At 65.7% G+C, this 14,899-nt stretch carries 16 protein-coding genes and 1 tRNA gene; 11 read left to right on the top strand and 6 right to left on the bottom strand.

The window, feature by feature from the left end:
* Window positions 1–7: 7 nt before the first annotated feature.
* Window positions 8–667: a ribonuclease HI family protein gene (locus tag AWB66_RS26090; RefSeq protein WP_087632972.1), complete on the top strand. Its 660-nt coding sequence runs from the start codon at window positions 8–10 to the stop codon at window positions 665–667.
* Between the two features lie 7 nt (window positions 668–674).
* Here the strand turns inward: AWB66_RS26090 and AWB66_RS26095 are convergent, their stop codons facing one another.
* Together AWB66_RS26095 and AWB66_RS26100 are read right to left on the bottom strand one after the other, a co-directional pair.
* On the bottom strand, window positions 675–1,421 hold the full coding sequence (locus AWB66_RS26095; protein ID WP_087632973.1) for an SDR family oxidoreductase: 747 nt from the start codon (window positions 1,419–1,421) through the stop codon (window positions 675–677).
* 54 nt (window positions 1,422–1,475) lie between these two features.
* Window positions 1,476–2,708 carry a pyridoxal-phosphate-dependent aminotransferase family protein gene (locus AWB66_RS26100; RefSeq protein WP_087632974.1) on the bottom strand — a complete coding sequence of 411 codons (1,233 nt, stop codon included), beginning with the start codon at window positions 2,706–2,708 and terminating at the stop codon, window positions 1,476–1,478.
* Between the two features lie 314 nt (window positions 2,709–3,022).
* Between AWB66_RS26100 and AWB66_RS26105 the strand changes: the two genes are divergently transcribed.
* The 3 genes from AWB66_RS26105 to AWB66_RS26115 all read left to right on the top strand — a co-directional run bounded on the left by AWB66_RS26105 (window position 3,023) and on the right by AWB66_RS26115 (window position 5,041).
* Window positions 3,023–4,132: a porin gene (locus tag AWB66_RS26105; RefSeq protein ID WP_087632975.1), complete on the top strand. Its 1,110-nt coding sequence runs from the start codon at window positions 3,023–3,025 to the stop codon at window positions 4,130–4,132.
* An 85-nt stretch (window positions 4,133–4,217) separates the two neighbouring features.
* The gene (locus tag AWB66_RS26110) at window positions 4,218–4,853 is read left to right on the top strand and encodes a LysE family translocator (protein ID WP_087632976.1); all 636 of its coding nucleotides are present in this window, start codon (window positions 4,218–4,220) and stop codon (window positions 4,851–4,853) included.
* A gap of 111 nt (window positions 4,854–4,964) precedes the next feature.
* Window positions 4,965–5,041, top strand: a tRNA-Met gene (locus AWB66_RS26115).
* Between the two features lie 332 nt (window positions 5,042–5,373).
* On the opposite strand, the gene rpsU is transcribed toward AWB66_RS26115, so the two are convergent.
* From rpsU to AWB66_RS26135, 4 genes are all read right to left on the bottom strand, one after another.
* Window positions 5,374–5,586, bottom strand: a complete 213-nt coding sequence (gene rpsU, locus AWB66_RS26120) for a 30S ribosomal protein S21 (RefSeq protein WP_006999077.1) — start codon at window positions 5,584–5,586, stop codon at window positions 5,374–5,376.
* 174 nt (window positions 5,587–5,760) lie between these two features.
* The gene (locus AWB66_RS26125; protein WP_087632977.1) at window positions 5,761–6,078 is read right to left on the bottom strand and encodes a 2Fe-2S iron-sulfur cluster-binding protein; all 318 of its coding nucleotides are present in this window, start codon (window positions 6,076–6,078) and stop codon (window positions 5,761–5,763) included.
* A gap of 25 nt (window positions 6,079–6,103) precedes the next feature.
* Window positions 6,104–6,700 carry an IMPACT family protein gene (locus tag AWB66_RS26130; protein WP_087632978.1) on the bottom strand — a complete coding sequence of 199 codons (597 nt, stop codon included), beginning with the start codon at window positions 6,698–6,700 and terminating at the stop codon, window positions 6,104–6,106.
* A gap of 110 nt (window positions 6,701–6,810) precedes the next feature.
* Window positions 6,811–7,392 (bottom strand): GNAT family N-acetyltransferase, encoded by a 582-nt coding sequence (locus AWB66_RS26135; protein WP_087632979.1) that lies wholly within the window; start codon window positions 7,390–7,392, stop codon window positions 6,811–6,813.
* A gap of 363 nt (window positions 7,393–7,755) precedes the next feature.
* On the opposite strand from AWB66_RS26135, the gene AWB66_RS26140 reads away from it, so the two are divergent.
* From AWB66_RS26140 to AWB66_RS26170, 7 genes are all read left to right on the top strand, one after another.
* On the top strand, window positions 7,756–9,357 hold the full coding sequence (locus AWB66_RS26140) for an EAL domain-containing protein (protein WP_087632980.1): 1,602 nt from the start codon (window positions 7,756–7,758) through the stop codon (window positions 9,355–9,357).
* Window positions 9,358–9,459: 102 nt separating this feature from the next.
* Window positions 9,460–9,876 carry a hypothetical protein gene (locus AWB66_RS26145; RefSeq protein WP_087633012.1) on the top strand — a complete coding sequence of 139 codons (417 nt, stop codon included), beginning with the start codon at window positions 9,460–9,462 and terminating at the stop codon, window positions 9,874–9,876.
* A gap of 270 nt (window positions 9,877–10,146) precedes the next feature.
* Window positions 10,147–10,836 carry an ABC transporter permease gene (locus tag AWB66_RS26150; protein ID WP_087632981.1) on the top strand — a complete coding sequence of 230 codons (690 nt, stop codon included), beginning with the start codon at window positions 10,147–10,149 and terminating at the stop codon, window positions 10,834–10,836.
* 15 nt (window positions 10,837–10,851) lie between these two features.
* The gene (locus AWB66_RS26155; protein WP_087632982.1) at window positions 10,852–11,565 is read left to right on the top strand and encodes an ABC transporter permease; all 714 of its coding nucleotides are present in this window, start codon (window positions 10,852–10,854) and stop codon (window positions 11,563–11,565) included.
* A gap of 54 nt (window positions 11,566–11,619) precedes the next feature.
* The gene (locus tag AWB66_RS26160) at window positions 11,620–12,411 is read left to right on the top strand and encodes an ABC transporter ATP-binding protein (protein ID WP_087632983.1); all 792 of its coding nucleotides are present in this window, start codon (window positions 11,620–11,622) and stop codon (window positions 12,409–12,411) included.
* 72 nt (window positions 12,412–12,483) lie between these two features.
* Complete coding sequence (locus tag AWB66_RS26165; protein WP_087633013.1) at window positions 12,484–13,446, top strand: GlxA family transcriptional regulator; 963 nt, start codon at window positions 12,484–12,486, stop codon at window positions 13,444–13,446.
* A gap of 207 nt (window positions 13,447–13,653) precedes the next feature.
* Entirely contained in the window at window positions 13,654–14,883 is a 1,230-nt protein-coding gene (locus AWB66_RS26170; RefSeq protein WP_087632984.1) for an aspartate aminotransferase family protein, read from the top strand.
* The last annotated feature ends 16 nt before the right edge of the window (window positions 14,884–14,899 follow it).

Here is a 14,899-nt window from a genome sequence, read left to right on the forward strand (position 1 = left end):
CGTCGCCATGTTCGATTTCGAAGAACTGCTGTCCATCGCGTATAAAAAAGAGCGCGCGCAGAGCCGCCGCTTGTCGAAGGGCGCGTCGATTTCCGCGCGCGAAGCGCTCGTCAAGACGCTCGAAAAAGCGGCCGGCGGGCAGTCGCTCGGCGATCTCGTGCACGCGCGTCGGCTTGCCCATGCCCGCGCGCACGAAGCCGCACAGGCGCGCGAAGCGTCGCGCGCGAAGCCGCGCCTACGCGCGCATCATCGCGGGTCCCCTCACGAACATGGCGCCTGGCTCGCCTGGTTCGACGGCTCGGCGATGCCGAACCCGGGGCGCATCGCAATCGGCGCGGTATTGAGGAGTCCGCACGGCGAGACGCTCGAAATCAGCGCGGCGGCGGGTCACGGCGACAGCAGCAAGGCCGAGTATCTCGCGCTGATTTCGGTGCTCGAAGCCGCGCTCGACCGGCGGGCGGAGAAGCTCGTGATTTATGGCGACAGCCGCGTCGTGATCGACGACGTGAAGGGCGTCGCGGGCGCGGCCGTGCTCGCGGCGCATGCGGCGCTCGCGCGGCGGTTGATCGGGGAACTCGGCGAGGTCCATCTGCACTGGATTCCGCGCGTCAGGAACTCGATTGCCGACGCGCTCTCACGCCGGCCATTCCTGCCCGGCGCGCCTTAAGCCGAGGTCACGGCAGATCGCGAACGTCGGCGACCGGCGTCTCGCCGAAGGCGTCGCTCAACGCGTAATCGACCAGTTTTTGCGCCGACTGCGCGGGGCTCGCGAGCAGGCCGTCGCGCTTGAGCGAGTCGAATTTTTCGCGCAAGGGGAAGCGTTCGAGCCCGGTCGCGCGAATCTCGCCCTGCATGTCCGTATCGACGACGCCCGGCGCGACGCTCGCGATCCGCAGCGCGCGGCTCGCGTCCAGCGCGACCGCGCGCGCGTGGTGATCGAGCGCGGCTTTCGTCGCGCAGTAGATGCTCCAGCCGGGATACGCATTGCGTGCCGCGCCGCTCGACACATGCACGATGCGGCGCTCTTGCGCGTCGCTGCCCGCGACGGCCAGCGACGCGGCGAGCATGAGCGGCGTCGCGACATTCAGGCTGACAGCGCGCGCGATCGAACCGGCATCCTGCTGTTCGAGCGCGCCGACCGGCTGCAGCATGCCTGCGTTGTTGACGAGCAGCAGCGTGCCGGCGCCGGCCGAGAAACGTTGCAGCGCGTCGCTCGCGAGCCAGCGTTCGACGCCCGCGAGATCCGCGAGATCGAGTTCGACTTCTTCGAGCGTGCCGGGAAACCGCGCGGCGAGGGCCGCGTTGCGGCGCCGCGCGAGCGCGAGCACCGGAATGCCGCGCAAGAGCAGTGCTTCGGCGATGGCCTCGCCGAGCCCGCGTGAATGGCCGGTGACGATCGCTTTGGTGAGGAGGTCGGACATGTCGGAATCGCAGTGGTGGGAATCACGTGATCTTACCGGTCATGCCCGCAACGCTCACGCCGCCGCGAGCGACCGTTCGAGCGCCGCGACGCCGGCCGGCAGATCGACATCGACGCCGAGATCGTGCATCGTGCGCCCGAGCGCGTGGACCGTGCGAAAGAGGTGATGCTCGCGGCATTGCTCGCCCATCTGCCCGATGCGCACGATGGGCGCGCCGAACGACCCGGCGATCTCGACATGATGATGCCGCGAAATATGCGCGCAGACATCGGCGCCGGACAGGCCCTCGGGCAACCGGATGCCGACGACCGAATTCAGCCGGCTTTCGCGCGCCACATAAAGCTTGAGCGACATCGCCTCGATGCCGGCCTGCAGCGCGTTCGAGCACTTCAGATGGCGCGCGAAACGCCGCTCGAGCGTCTCCGCGCAGACGAGCCGCAACGCCTCGTGCAGCGCGAGCACGCCGGACACGGGCGCGGTGTAGTGATACGACGCGTTGTGCCAGAAGTTCTCGGCGAGCGACGCGTCGAGGCACCAGTGCGCGGGCGCGGCGGGGCGCGACTTGATGCGCTGCCAGGCGGGCTCGGAGAACGCGAGCAGCGAGACGCCCGGAATCGACGACAGTCCTTTCTGGCCGCCGGTGATGACCGCGTCGATGCCCCATTCGTCCATGGGCAGCGGCATCGTGGAAAGCGTGCAGACCGCATCGACGACGACGAGCGCGCCCGCTTCGCGCGCGGCCGCCGCAATCGACGCGAGATGGCGGTTCCATACCGTGTTCGACGTTTCGCCCTGCACGATCGTCACGATCTCGGGCCGAAAGCGCGCGATGGCGTCGGCGACTTCACCCGCCTCGGCGGCACGACCGTTCGGAATCACAAGCATTTCGACGTCGGCGCCGACGCGTCGCGCCATTTCCGCCATCCGCTCGCTGAAAAAGCCGTTGCACACGCAGAGCACGCGCGTGCCGGTCCACGCGAGGTTGGTCACGGCCATTTCCATCGCGGCCGATCCCGGGCCCGCGACGCCCATCACCCATTTCGACTCCGTCTGGAACACGTAGCGGGCCATCGCCTTCACCTGACCGATGACAGTCGCCATCGTCGAGCCGAGGTGATTGATCACGACGCCGTTCGCTTTCGCGACGGCATCGGGAATCGGCACGGGGCCCGCGCCCATCATGAGGAGCGGCTCTTCGGGAAGGATGGAGGAGAGTGGCACGACCGCCGGGCAGGCGATTTTCTTCGAATCGTGCGGCAGGTCGAGCGAAACGGAATCGTTTTTCATGTTCTTCACGGTTAAGCGGGGAAACGGCTGATCGAGCGATTATTCAGTGCAACAGCGTACCGGGGAATGAACAGTCAGGGGATTTTTGGCCGGAAATTGTGTTTCGGGCGCAGGTTGATCCGCCGCTCTTCGAGAATCCGGCTGACGCGCGCACGCAACATCGCGGCCGCTTTTCCTGCGCAAACATAACGATTTCGGCGATATCGACACCTTTTCGAAAGCAGATTTTCATTTGTTAAATGAAAATCACTATCATTCCAATCAGATGCGATTCAGGAGTCAGTAGTAAATTCGACCAACGATTGGAGAAAAGCATGCGCATTCGACCCAAGGTCCGTCATCGCCACGTCATCTGCGGCGCCGCGCTCGCGCTTGTCGGCAGCGCCGCATCGGCGCAGAGCGCCGTCACGCTGTACGGCGAACTCGACGCCGGCTTCGCCTACGTGAACAACGTCGCGGACAATGCGCAGTATCGCCTCACGTCCGGCCTGATCGACGGCAGCTACTGGGGCCTGCAAGGTTCCGAAGACCTCGGCGGCGGCGCGAAGGCGATCTTCCGCCTGGAGCGCGGCTATTCGGTCGCGACGGGCGAAGGCTTCAACGATCACCCGTTCTACGTCGGCCTCGGCACCGACACGCTCGGCACGCTGACTTTCGGTCACCAGTACGATTCGATCCATGACTACTTCGCGCCTTTCACGTTGACAGGCGGCGCGGGCGGCACGGCCTTCGCGCACATCTTCGACAACGACAACGCCAACAATTCCTTCCTCGCCGCCAATTCGGTGAAGTACACGAGCGAAAACTACGGCGGCTTCAGCTTCGGCGGCATGTACGCGTTCTCGAATGCGGCAGGGCAGTTCGCGAACAATCGTGCTTATAGCGTCGGCGCGAATTACTCGGCCGGGCCGTTCAACGCGGGCGCGGCGTATCTGCACAACAATGGCCGCGGCAACACGACGACAGGCGCCTACGATTCGCTGACTTTGCCCGGCGCCGACGGCACGGTCATCGCGGCAAACGTCCAACGGCAGAACACGTTCGGCGTCGGCGCGAGCTATGCGATCGGCGACTTCACGTTGGCAGGCGCGTTCTCCCGCTCGATCAATTCCGGCGTGACCAACGCCGACACAGGCGAAGCCGCCGGCTCGATCGCGTTGAGCAACTACGAAATCAACGGCATCTACCAGCTGACGCCGGCGCTCGCGCTCGCGGGCAATTACGTCTACACGAACGGCGGCGGCGCGCACTGGCACCAGGGCGCGATCCAGGCGGACTACTTGCTCTCGAAGCGCACCGACGTGTATCTGGAGTCGCTGTATCAGCGGGCGTCGTCCGGCGCACCAGCAGTGATCAACACCAACGATCCGGCGAGCGGCCGCAATCAGCTGATGATCGCGACGGGCATCCGGCATCGGTTCTGAGCGCCCGGTTCCAATCGTTTTCGGCCTGCACCGGGCACGAATCTGCTAGCGTGACGGTTTTCGTCGACACCGGAAGGTGACTGGAATGTCGCTGCAGACTTTCTGGCTGTTCGTGCCCGCGTGCTTCGCGATCAACATGGCTTTCGGGCCGAACAACGTCCTGTCGTTGTCGAATGGCGCGCGCGACGGCGTGCGCCTCTCCGTGCTCGCGGCTTTCGGGCGGCTCGTCGCGTTCGCGATCATGATCGCCGTTGCCGGACTCGGGCTCGGCGCGCTCTTGATGGCGTCGCAAACGCTCTTCACGCTGATCAAATTCGCCGGCGCCGCTTATCTCGTCTGGATCGGCGTGAAGCTGATCCGCTCGGGGCCGGCGCTGATCGCCGAACGTCGCGACGACGCGTCGCGCGCTCCCGCGCGGCTCGGCAAGCTCGCGAAGCAGGAGTTTCTGGTCGCGGCGGGCAATCCGAAGGCGATTCTGGTGTTCACGGCGTTCTTTCCGCAATTCGTCGACCGCGCCGCTTATTCGACGAGCTTCGCCGTGCTCGGCGCGATTTTCCTCGTGCTCGAACTCTTGGCGATCGCGATCTACGCGGCGCTCGGCGCGCGTCTCGGCTCGGTCGCGAACGGCGCGCGCGGCTTCAAGTGGTTCAATCGCGTGAGCGGTTCGCTGATGATCGGCTTCGGCGTCATGCTGGCGTTCGTGCGACGTCCCGTCAGCTGAGTCGAACTGCATTGGCAATGGCCTTCGACGCAGCGAACGCGCGGATCCGGGAAAACGCGAAGTATTGATTGCGTCGGCGGCTGCTTTTCAGCTATAATTTAATTCTTCAGACGCGGGGTGGAGCAGTCTGGCAGCTCGTCGGGCTCATAACCCGAAGGTCGTAGGTTCAAATCCTACCCCCGCAACCAGGATTCAAAGCAAAAAGCCCGGCTCGCCGGGCTTTTTGCTTTTCTGCGTCAGAAACAGCACTGCGTCGAGGCACGGCGTCGAAGCACCCGATCCGCGGTAGTCGCGATAAACCAAAGGCCACAAACACGAAAAGCCTGCATGACTATCGAGTCATGCAGGCTTTTTTTATTCAGCATCCGTCCGGCGCCTGGACGCGCTTGGGTCCAGACAGGTCGACAACGTCGCCCGCTACGGGGCGCCAGCCAGATTTTGGCGCACATCGCTCGACGTGCCCGGCGCCAAGGCTCACGCAAACGAGCAGGCAGCCAAGCCGGCGACTACGCGCCTCACATCAATAAAACTTTTTCGGCAACTGGGCGCGACGGATTTGCTTGCGCAGACGAGCGACAGCAGCAGCTTTCTTGCGCTTGCGCTCGGTGGTCGGCTTTTCATAGGCCATGCGCGATTTGAGTTCCTGAATCAGGCCCGTGCGTTCGACGGTGCGACGAAAACGACGCATGGCGACGTCGAAAGGCTCGTTCTCTTTCAACAGTACTTTAGTCATTGAGTTCTCGGTTGATCTGGCCCTGCCAGAAATTAGGGCAAAGCGCAATTGTACACTTTTTGAGAGCCGAACTGAACCGTCATCGTCGGAACGTGGCACTGACTAGTTCGGGATTGCAATCGTATGTCGTTGAATGGAGACGACAAATCCTGAATTACCCGCGCACGCGCCGTACTAGAACCCGCGCGAGGGCAAGCGACGCGGCGCGGCGCACGACACGGCCGCCGCGGGTTGCTCGATCGTGAGGTCCGATTCGGCCAGCGCGACGCACGGCAGGACCCAGCCCTCGCGCTTTTCCTCGGCGGCGAGGCCGGGCCATTCGATCCGGTAGCGCACGTCGCCCGCCACGAGCCGGCACATGCACGCGCGGCACGTTCCGTTTCGGCACGAACTCGGCAGGCGGATGCCGGCGCGCGCGGCGGCTTCCATCAGCGAAGCGCCGTCCTCGACGACGACCTCGCGCCCGAGCGGCTCGATGCGCAGCGTCTTCATGCGTTCACGCAGACGCGGACGCGCGTCACGGCGTGTCGGGCGCGATCGACGCGCGGCCGTGCGTGAGATCGCGCAGTTCGGCGGTCGCCGCCTCGCGCGACGCGATCGGCATCCGAATGACGAGCCGCACGCTCATCGCATACGCGTGCTCGACCAGCTCGCAGTCGTGCTGCTCGATCCAGCGGCGCACGCGGGCTTCGTCGGCGTAATCCACTTCCACCGTGAGCAGGCCGCGCTCGATCCGCTCGATGCGCTCGGCCTTCTGCATCGCGGTCGCGATGGCGTCGGTGTAGGCGCGCACGAGCCCGCCCGCGCCGAGCTTGATGCCGCCGTAGTAGCGCACGACCGTCGCGAGCACGCCGTCGACTTCGTGATGGCGCAGCACTTCCAGGATCGGCCGGCCGGCGGTGCCGGAGGGCTCGCCGTCGTCCGACATGCCCGACTGGCCGCCCGCGAGCAGCGCCCAGCAGACGTGCGTCGCGCCCGGATGTTCAGCGCGCAGCGCGTCGAGTTCGCGCATCGCGGACTCGCGATTCGGGACGGGAAGCGCGCGCGCAATGAAGCGGCTCTTGCGAATATCGAGTTCGGCGGCGACGGCGGCGGCGAGGGTGTAAGTGGGCAAATGCGGGAAGCGTCGAAAAAGTGAATCAGTGGCCGTTGAGACGGGTGTCGGCGGCGCGCGCGATCAGACCGCAATGGTAACGGCTTCTCGCGGCGGCCCGGGCGCGCGCGTCATCCGCGAGCGGACGCGGCCCGCGTTCGCGCATCGCGCTCGCCGAGCGAGCGCTGCATCAGCACGGTATCGACCCATTGCCCGTGCTTGAACCCGACCTGGCGCAGCACGCCGACGTGCTCGAACCCGAGCCGCGCGTGCAGCGCGATCGACCCCGCGTTGCCGCTGTTGCCGATCACCGCGATCACCTGCCGCCACGGCCCCGCTTCGCAACGCGCGATCAGCTCAGACAAGAGCGCCATGCCGATGCCGCGTCCGTTCATGCCGTCGGCGATATAGACCGAATCCTCGATCGTGTGCCGGTACGCCGAGCGTGCCCGGTACGCCGTCGCATACGCGTAGCCGAGCACCGCGCCGTCGGCGACGGCCACGAGATACGGCAGGCCCGCCGCGACGACGGCCGCATGGCGCGCGCGCATTTCATCGGCGCCGGGCGCGATTTCCTCGAAGGTCGCGAGCGCGTTCTCGACGTAGTGCGCGTAGATGCGCGCGATGGCATCGAAGTCGGCGGGCGTCGCATCGCGCACGACGGGCGATCGGGGCGGGTTCGGGGTGTCTGGGTTCGTGGCGTCGGCTGGCATCGCGGAAACGGCGGGCGGGTTGTTGGTCGGATGATTTTCGCATGGCCGGGTGCTCGCAGGCGACGCCCAAAAAAGCGTGGTCCGGCCGTGCGGCAGACCACCAAAGCGACGCGTTTTACGTTAAAGAAACCATTGAGTCGCGCGGGCGCCGCCCTCTACACTAGGTCGTTTGGCACGATGCTGCGCGCCGGACGACGACGGCGCGACCAGGCGTGCCAATTCCGTGAGCCCATCACCGAACACATCAGCGAAGCAAGTCCCGATCGGCCGGCCGGGCTGCCGCAAGCGTTAGCTATCTGAATGGCATGTCGCGCCGCGACGAGGTTGTTGCAACGTTTCGCGGCGAGAGGGCGATAAGACGCAATGAAAAAACTTCGACGCTCGAGCCTGGCGGTGTTTCTCGCCGCCGTCGTGCTGGTTGCGGCGCTCCTGCCGGCCGCACTCGGCTTGCTGTTCGCCCAGCGCAGTCTGCGGGCGGAGGAGGCCGGGCAACTCAACCGGATGGCCGACGCCGCGCTCGTGCAGGCCGAGGACGTAACGCGCCATCTGTCGAGCGCGCTCGGCGAAATCGGGCGGGTCTCCGATGAGCCGTGCACCGCCTCCTATTTGCAGGAGTTGCGCCGCATTGTCACGGCGCACCGCGCGGTGGGCGACGCCGGCGCGATCGATCACGCCGGCCGCTGGCAATGTTCGTCGCTGCTCGGCGCGGTCGCGTTGGGCGCGCTCGGCGGCCGCTCGCTGCCGCCGCCAGACTGGCGCGGCCGCGACGGCGTGATCGCGTGGTTCCGGCTGCTGCACATGCCGGGCGGCGAACAGTCGTTCGTGCTCGGCCGCAACGGCTATTACGTCGCCGCCGATCCGGCCGCGTATGTCGAGGGCGTGAAGACGCGCCTAAACGACGGCCCGGCGCCCGCGAGCGGTCTCGGCGTGATCAACACGGAAGCGAGCCGCGTCATCGCGACGACACCGAGCGCCGATCCGTCGCTTCTGCTCGCGCTGTATCGCAAGCCGGTGCAACCCGGCTATTTCGACGCGCCCTATGTCGTGCGCCGCTCGGGGACGATGCCGATCGCGGTCGTCGTGAGCGCGCCGCGCGAGGCGCTGCCCGAACGCCTGCGCAGCCTGCCGTGGGGCTGGCTCCTCGGCGGCCTGGCGGCGGGCGTCGCGCTCGCGGGCTGGGCGGCGTTCTTCATCGTGCGCCACATGTCGCCGCGCGGGCAACTGAGCGACGCGGTGCGGCGCCACCAGTTCATCGTCGCGTACCAGCCGATCGTCGATCTCGCGACGCGCCGCTGTGTCGGCGCCGAGGCGCTCGTGCGCTGGAAGCACCACGACCGCATCGTGCGGCCCGATCATTTCATTCCGCTCGCCGAGCATCGCGGCCTGATCCAGGCGATCACCGACCAGGTGCTCGACACCGTGCTGCTCGAACTCGCCGAGTTCCTGAAGCGGTATCCGGAGTACTACGTGTCGATCAACCTGAGCGCGGGCGACCTCACGACGCCGCGCTTTCTCGGCGTCCTGCGCGCGGCGCTCGCGCGGCAGAAGGTGCGGCCGGAGCAGATCCGCATCGAGGCGACCGAGCGCGGCTTTCTCGACGCCGAGGCCGCGAAGGAAGTGATCGGCGCGTTCCGCGACGCCGGCCATCCGGTCTATATCGACGACTTCGGCACCGGCTATTCGAGCCTTTCGCACCTGCAAAACTTCCACGTCGACGCGCTGAAGATCGACAAGTCGTTCGTCGATACGATCGGGCAGGACGCGGCGTCGAGCAGCGTGGCGTCGCACATCATCGACATGGCGGCGACGCTCGACGTGCAGGTGATCGCGGAGGGCATCGAGCGCGAGGAGCAGGCGAGCTACCTGCACGCGCGCGGCGCACAATTCGGCCAGGGCTGGCTCTTTTCGCCGCCGCTCACGGCGGCCGAGTTCATCCGCTATGTCGGCAAGATGCGAAAAGGCTGACGCGGGGCTGACGCGGGCCGACGCGGCACGACGCGCTTGGTTTTCTGCATCGAAGCCCCATCTAGTGCGCTTCCCGTCATGCAGTCAACCGAGAGCACCGCCATGAACGACCAAGCCGCGACGACCTTCCTTAACGACGTGCGTCATCCGCTGCTCACGCTGCACCGGAGCATGCTCGCCGAATTGCGCGCGCGGCACGAGGCCGAGTTCGGGCCGGTGTCGCCGGGGGAATTCCTGCAGATCGTGATCAACGGCTCGGCGTATCGCTGGCTCTCGCCGCTGTCGACGCTGATCGCCGCCCTCGACGATGTCCTCGACGACGAAAAAGCACAGGCGCAGGATCGCATCGACATCGCGACGTCGGTCGTCGCGATGTTCTCGGCCAAAACGCGCGACGCCGCATTCGCCGACCAGTACCTGCCGCTTTTGCAGTCGAGCCCGGAGATCGCGGTCGCGAACGGGCAGGTCGCGCGGCTCGTGCGATCGGTCGCGCCGCAAACCCCCGCCACGGACGACTGAAGGTCTATCGAAAAAGCGACCGAAAACCTGCGAATTTCGCGCACGGCGCGCGTGCGGGTTTTCCGGGTCGCCACAGCGGCCGTGCCTTGTCCGAAGCGCCATTGCGCGCCGGCAAGACCGGGTGCGTGTCATGCTGCAATGCAATAAACCTGTCCCGTCGCATTTGAGCAATTGATTTTCGCTTGCGAGTATCGGCGCCAATCGCGGGATCTCACGAATTTGCCGGTGAGATCCAGACGATGCCGATTCGAAAATCAGACGGAGACGCAAGTGTTCCTATACGGCTACGGCCCGCTGCTGCTCGCGGGCGCCAGACAGACCATCGCGCTCGCGGTGCTTTCCCTCGCGGTATCGGTCGTGCTCGGGTTGCTGGGCGCGTCGGCGAAACTGTCGCGCCACGGTGTGTTGCGCGCGATCGCCACGGGCTACACGACGCTCATCCGCTCGGTTCCCGATCTCGTGCTGATGCTGCTGCTCTTCTACAGCATCCAGATCGCGGTGAACAACCTGACCGACGCGTTCGGCCTCGACCAGTTCGACATCGATCCCTTCACGGCGGGCGTGCTCACGCTCGGGTTCATCTACGGCGCCTATTTCACCGAAACCTTCCGCGGTGCGTTTCTCGCCGTGCCGCGCGGACAGCTGGAAGCCGGCAGCGCGTACGGCATGAGCGGCATGCGCGTGTTCGGCCGCATCCTGTTTCCGCAGATGATGCGCTTCGCGCTGCCGGGCATCGGCAATAACTGGCAGGTGCTCGTCAAGGCGACGGCGCTCGTGTCGATCATCGGTCTCGCCGATATCGTCAAGGCCGCGCAGGACGCGGGCAAGAGCACGTTCAACATGTTCTTCTTCATCCTCGTCGCGGCGGCCGCTTATCTCGCGATCACGACCGCCTCGAACGTCGTGCTGATGCTGCTCGAACGCCGCTATTCGACGGGCGTTCGCCACGCCGACCTTTAATCCGGAGCACCGGCCATGATCCAGATCTTCGCCGAATACTGGCGTCCGTTTCTCTATTCCGATGGCCTGCGCGCGTCCGGCCTCGCCGTCACGCTGTGGCTCCTCGCGGCGTCGATCGCGCTCGGCTTTGCCGCGGCGGTGCCGCTCGCGTGCGCGCGGGTGTCGAAGAACCGCTGGCTTTCCACGCCGGTGCGTCTCTACACGTATGTCTTTCGCGGCACGCCGCTCTACGTGCAACTGCTCCTGCTCTACACCGGCGTGTACAGTCTTGAATTCGTGCGCACGCAATCGCTCCTGGAGGCGTTCTTTCGCAGCGGCTTCAACTGCGCGATCCTCGCGTTCGCGCTCAACACCTGCGCCTACACGACCGAAATCTTCGCGGGCGCGATCCGCGCGATTCCCCACGGCGAAGTCGAAGCGGCCCGTGCCTACGGCATGGGCACGTTCACGATGTACCGGCGCGTGATCCTGCCGTCCGCGCTGCGCCGCGCCTTGCCTCTCTATAGCAACGAGGTCATTCTGATGCTGCACGCCACGACCGTCGCGTTCACGGCGACCGTGCCGGACATCCTGAAGGTCGCGCGCGATGCGAATTCGGCGACGTACCAGTCGTTCGAATCGTTCGGGATCGCCGCGCTGATGTATCTCGCGATTTCGTTCGCGCTCGTGGCCGCGTTCAGGAAGGCGGAGAAGCGCTGGCTCGGCTATCTCGGCGCCGGCCGCCGCTGAGCTTCAGCGGCTAGAATCGCGTTGCATTGACCAGTCATCACCCGGGAGAACGAGTTGGAGCCAACCGCCAAGGACGCCGCGACGAAGCTCGTGGCAGAAGACATTCACAAGCGCTACGGCGACAACGAAGTGCTCAAGGGCGTCTCGCTCGCGGCGCGCGCGGGCGACGTGATCAGCATCATCGGCGCAAGCGGCTCGGGCAAGAGCACGTTCCTGCGCTGCATCAATTTCCTGGAGCGGCCGAACGCGGGGCAGATCATCGTCGATGGCGAGGCCGTGCGCACGAAGCCCGATCGCGCGGGCAATCTCGACGTCGCCGATCACAAGCAGTTGCAGCGCGTGCGCACCAAGCTCGCGATGGTGTTCCAGCACTTCAACCTGTGGTCGCACATGACGGCCATCGAGAACGTGATGGAAGCGCCGATGCACGTGCTCGGCCTGTCGAAGAAGGAAGCCGAGGACCGCGCGCGCACGTATCTGGAGAAGGTCGGCCTCGCGCCGCGCATGGAGAAGCAGTATCCGTCGCATCTGTCGGGCGGACAGCAGCAGCGCGTCGCGATCGCCCGCGCGCTCGCGATGCATCCCGACGTGATGCTCTTCGACGAACCCACGTCCGCGCTCGATCCGGAACTCGTCGGCGAAGTGCTGAAGGTGATGCAGAAGCTCGCGGAAGAAGGGCGCACGATGATCGTCGTGACGCACGAGATGGGGTTTGCGCGCAACGTGTCGAATCACGTGATGTTCCTGCATCAGGGGCGCACCGAGGAAGAGGGCGCGCCGGCCGAGGTGCTGAGTTCGCCCAAGAGCGAACGGCTCAGGCAGTTCCTGTCCGGCAGTCTGAAGTAACCGGTGAGCGTCAGTCCCGCCACGGTGTCGAGACCGCTCACGGTCGCGATCGTCGCGTTGCCGCCGTGTTCGATGAGCGCCATCGGGCCGATCGTCGACAGCCTGACTCTTGCCAACGAGATCGACGGCCATCGTCTTTACGACTGGCGCGTCTGTTCCTGGGACGGCCGCCCGGTGCCGCTTTCGGGCGGCGCGCAGCTTCCCGCCGACGCCGCTTTCGGCGACGCCATCCAGTGCGACTGGCTGATCGTCGTGTCCGAGCGTTACCAGCAATTCGCCGACTACCGGCTGTTTCTCGCGAGCCTCGCGCGCGTGGCGACGCGCACGCCGCTCGTGAGCGGCATCCATCATGGCGTGTGGTGGCTCGCGATGGCGGGGCAACTGAGCGCGTATCGCGTCGCGGTGAACTGGGAGACGTACCAGCAGTTCGCCGAGCAGTTCGAGCGCACGATCGTGACGCAGCAGATCTTCGAGATCGACCGCGACCGCGCGACCTGTGCGGGCGGGCAATCCACCGTCGACTTCATGCTCGCGATGGTCGCGCGCGATCATGGCCGCGATCTTGCGGAGCGCATTGCGGATTCGATGGGCGTCGGCGTACTGCGCGCGGGCGAGGAGCGGCAGCGGATTCCGTTCGTGACCGCGCCCGGCGAGCGTCATCCGCGGCTGAACGATGCGTTGCAACTGATGGAAGCGAATATCGAAGATCCGCTTGCGACGGATGAGATTGCCGGGCTCGTCGGGATTTCGCGGCGGCAGTTGGAGCGGCTCTTCCGGCAGTATCTCGGTTCGATGCCGTCGAAGTATTACCTCAACCTGCGGCTTTCCAAGGCGCGCACGCAGTTGCAGCGCACGAGCAAGTCGGTCGTGCAGATCAGCCTCGCGTGCGGATTTGCGTCGGCGGCGCACTTTTCCAATGCGTATCGCGACCGGTTTGGGGTGACGCCTCGCGAGGAGCGGCGCAACTGGATCGAGAAGCACCGCACGGAGGGCGCGGTCGAGCCGCGCGGTGGGGCCATGATCGAGGGTCGGTGAGGGGCAGAGCTCATAGACCGATGCGAAGACAAGTTCCACAGAAGCGCAGAAACATCAAACGGCGTTGAACCCCAACCTCAACCCCCACCCGAGCGCCAGCGCCCAACCCAGAACCATGTCGCGTACACGCAAGACGCCGCCGCCGCGATTACCTAATATGGTTGATAACGCAGCGGCACAGCAAAAACCGACCCAAGGAGTGGACTCATGACCGACATCAACGTAACGCGTGGCACTTTCGACGAAGTGATGGTCCCGGTATTCGCGCCGGCGAATTTCGTGCCCGATCGCGCACGCGGCTCGCACATCTGGGACACGGAAGGCCGCGACTACATCGACTTCGCCGGCGGCATCGCGGTTACGGCGCTCGGCCACGCGCATCCCGAGCTGCTAAAAGTGCTCCACGACCAGGGCGACAAGCTCTGGCACATCGGCAACGGCTACACCAACGAACCGGTCCTGCGCCTCGCCAAACGCCTGACCGAGGCGACCTTCGCCGACCGCGCCTTCTTCGCGAATTCCGGCGCCGAAGCGAACGAAGCCGCGCTCAAGCTCGCGCGCCGCTACGCCATCGAAAAGTTCGGCCCCGAGAAGATCGAGATCATCTCGTTCACGCAGTCGTTCCACGGCCGCACGTTCTTTACCGTCAGCGTCGGCGGCCAGCCGAAATACGCGGAAGGCTTCGGCCCGCAGCCGGCGGGCATCCGTCACCTGCCGTACAACGACCTCCCGACAGCGCTCGATGCGATCGGCGCGAACACCTGCGCGGTCATCGTCGAGCCGATCCAGGGCGAGGGCGGCGTGCTGCCCGCCGATCCCGCGTTCCTCGAAGGCCTGCGCGAAGCCTGCGACAAGCACGGCGCACTCCTCATCTTCGACGAAGTGCAGACCGGCGTCGGCCGCACGGGCTCGCTCTACGCGTACATGCAGTACGGCGTCACGCCCGACATCCTCACGACCGCAAAGGCGCTCGGCAACGGCTTCCCGATCGGCGCCATGCTGACGACCGATGAAATCGCCGCGCACTTCAAGGTCGGCGTCCACGGCACGACTTACGGCGGCAATCCGCTCGGTGCGTCGATCGCGGAGAAGGTGGTCGAGCTGATCAGCGACCCGACACTGCTCGAGGGCGTCGGCGAGCGCAGCGAAGCGATCAAGGCGCATCTTGCGCGCATCAACGAGCGTTTTGGTCTCTTCAAGGAGATTCGCGGCAAGGGTCTTTTGATCGGCGCGGAACTCGCCGACGCCTACAAGGACCGCGCGAAGGACGTGCTCAACGCGGCCGCGGCAAACGGTGTGATCATGCTGATCGCGGGGCCGAACGTGCTGCGCTTCGCGCCGTCGCTCGTGATGCCGATGGCCGATCTCGACGAAGGCTTCGCGCGCATCGAAAAAGCGATCGCCGAAGTGGTCGGCGAAGCCGTTGCGGCGCGCTGATTCCGAACCCCCGACA

Source organism: Caballeronia telluris (assembly GCF_001544495.1).
Classification (GTDB): domain Bacteria; phylum Pseudomonadota; class Gammaproteobacteria; order Burkholderiales; family Burkholderiaceae; genus Caballeronia; species Caballeronia telluris.

Bases quoted from the DNA above. Each gene is read 5' to 3' on its own strand.
- AWB66_RS26090 (WP_087632972.1), top strand. From the start codon at position 8: ATGTTCGATTTCGAAGAACTGCTGTCCATCGCGTATAAAAAAGAGCGC.
- AWB66_RS26095 (WP_087632973.1), bottom strand. From the start codon at position 1,421: ATGTCCGACCTCCTCACCAAAGCGATCGTCACCGGCCATTCACGCGGG.
- AWB66_RS26100 (WP_087632974.1), bottom strand. From the start codon at position 2,708: ATGAAAAACGATTCCGTTTCGCTCGACCTGCCGCACGATTCGAAGAAA.
- AWB66_RS26105 (WP_087632975.1), top strand. From the start codon at position 3,023: ATGCGCATTCGACCCAAGGTCCGTCATCGCCACGTCATCTGCGGCGCC.
- AWB66_RS26110 (WP_087632976.1), top strand. From the start codon at position 4,218: ATGTCGCTGCAGACTTTCTGGCTGTTCGTGCCCGCGTGCTTCGCGATC.
- rpsU (WP_006999077.1), bottom strand. From the start codon at position 5,586: ATGACTAAAGTACTGTTGAAAGAGAACGAGCCTTTCGACGTCGCCATG.
- AWB66_RS26125 (WP_087632977.1), bottom strand. From the start codon at position 6,078: ATGAAGACGCTGCGCATCGAGCCGCTCGGGCGCGAGGTCGTCGTCGAG.
- AWB66_RS26135 (WP_087632979.1), bottom strand. From the start codon at position 7,392: ATGCCAGCCGACGCCACGAACCCAGACACCCCGAACCCGCCCCGATCG.
- AWB66_RS26140 (WP_087632980.1), top strand. From the start codon at position 7,756: ATGAAAAAACTTCGACGCTCGAGCCTGGCGGTGTTTCTCGCCGCCGTC.
- AWB66_RS26145 (WP_087633012.1), top strand. From the start codon at position 9,460: ATGAACGACCAAGCCGCGACGACCTTCCTTAACGACGTGCGTCATCCG.
- AWB66_RS26155 (WP_087632982.1), top strand. From the start codon at position 10,852: ATGATCCAGATCTTCGCCGAATACTGGCGTCCGTTTCTCTATTCCGAT.
- AWB66_RS26165 (WP_087633013.1), top strand. From the start codon at position 12,484: ATGAGCGCCATCGGGCCGATCGTCGACAGCCTGACTCTTGCCAACGAG.
- AWB66_RS26170 (WP_087632984.1), top strand. From the start codon at position 13,654: ATGACCGACATCAACGTAACGCGTGGCACTTTCGACGAAGTGATGGTC.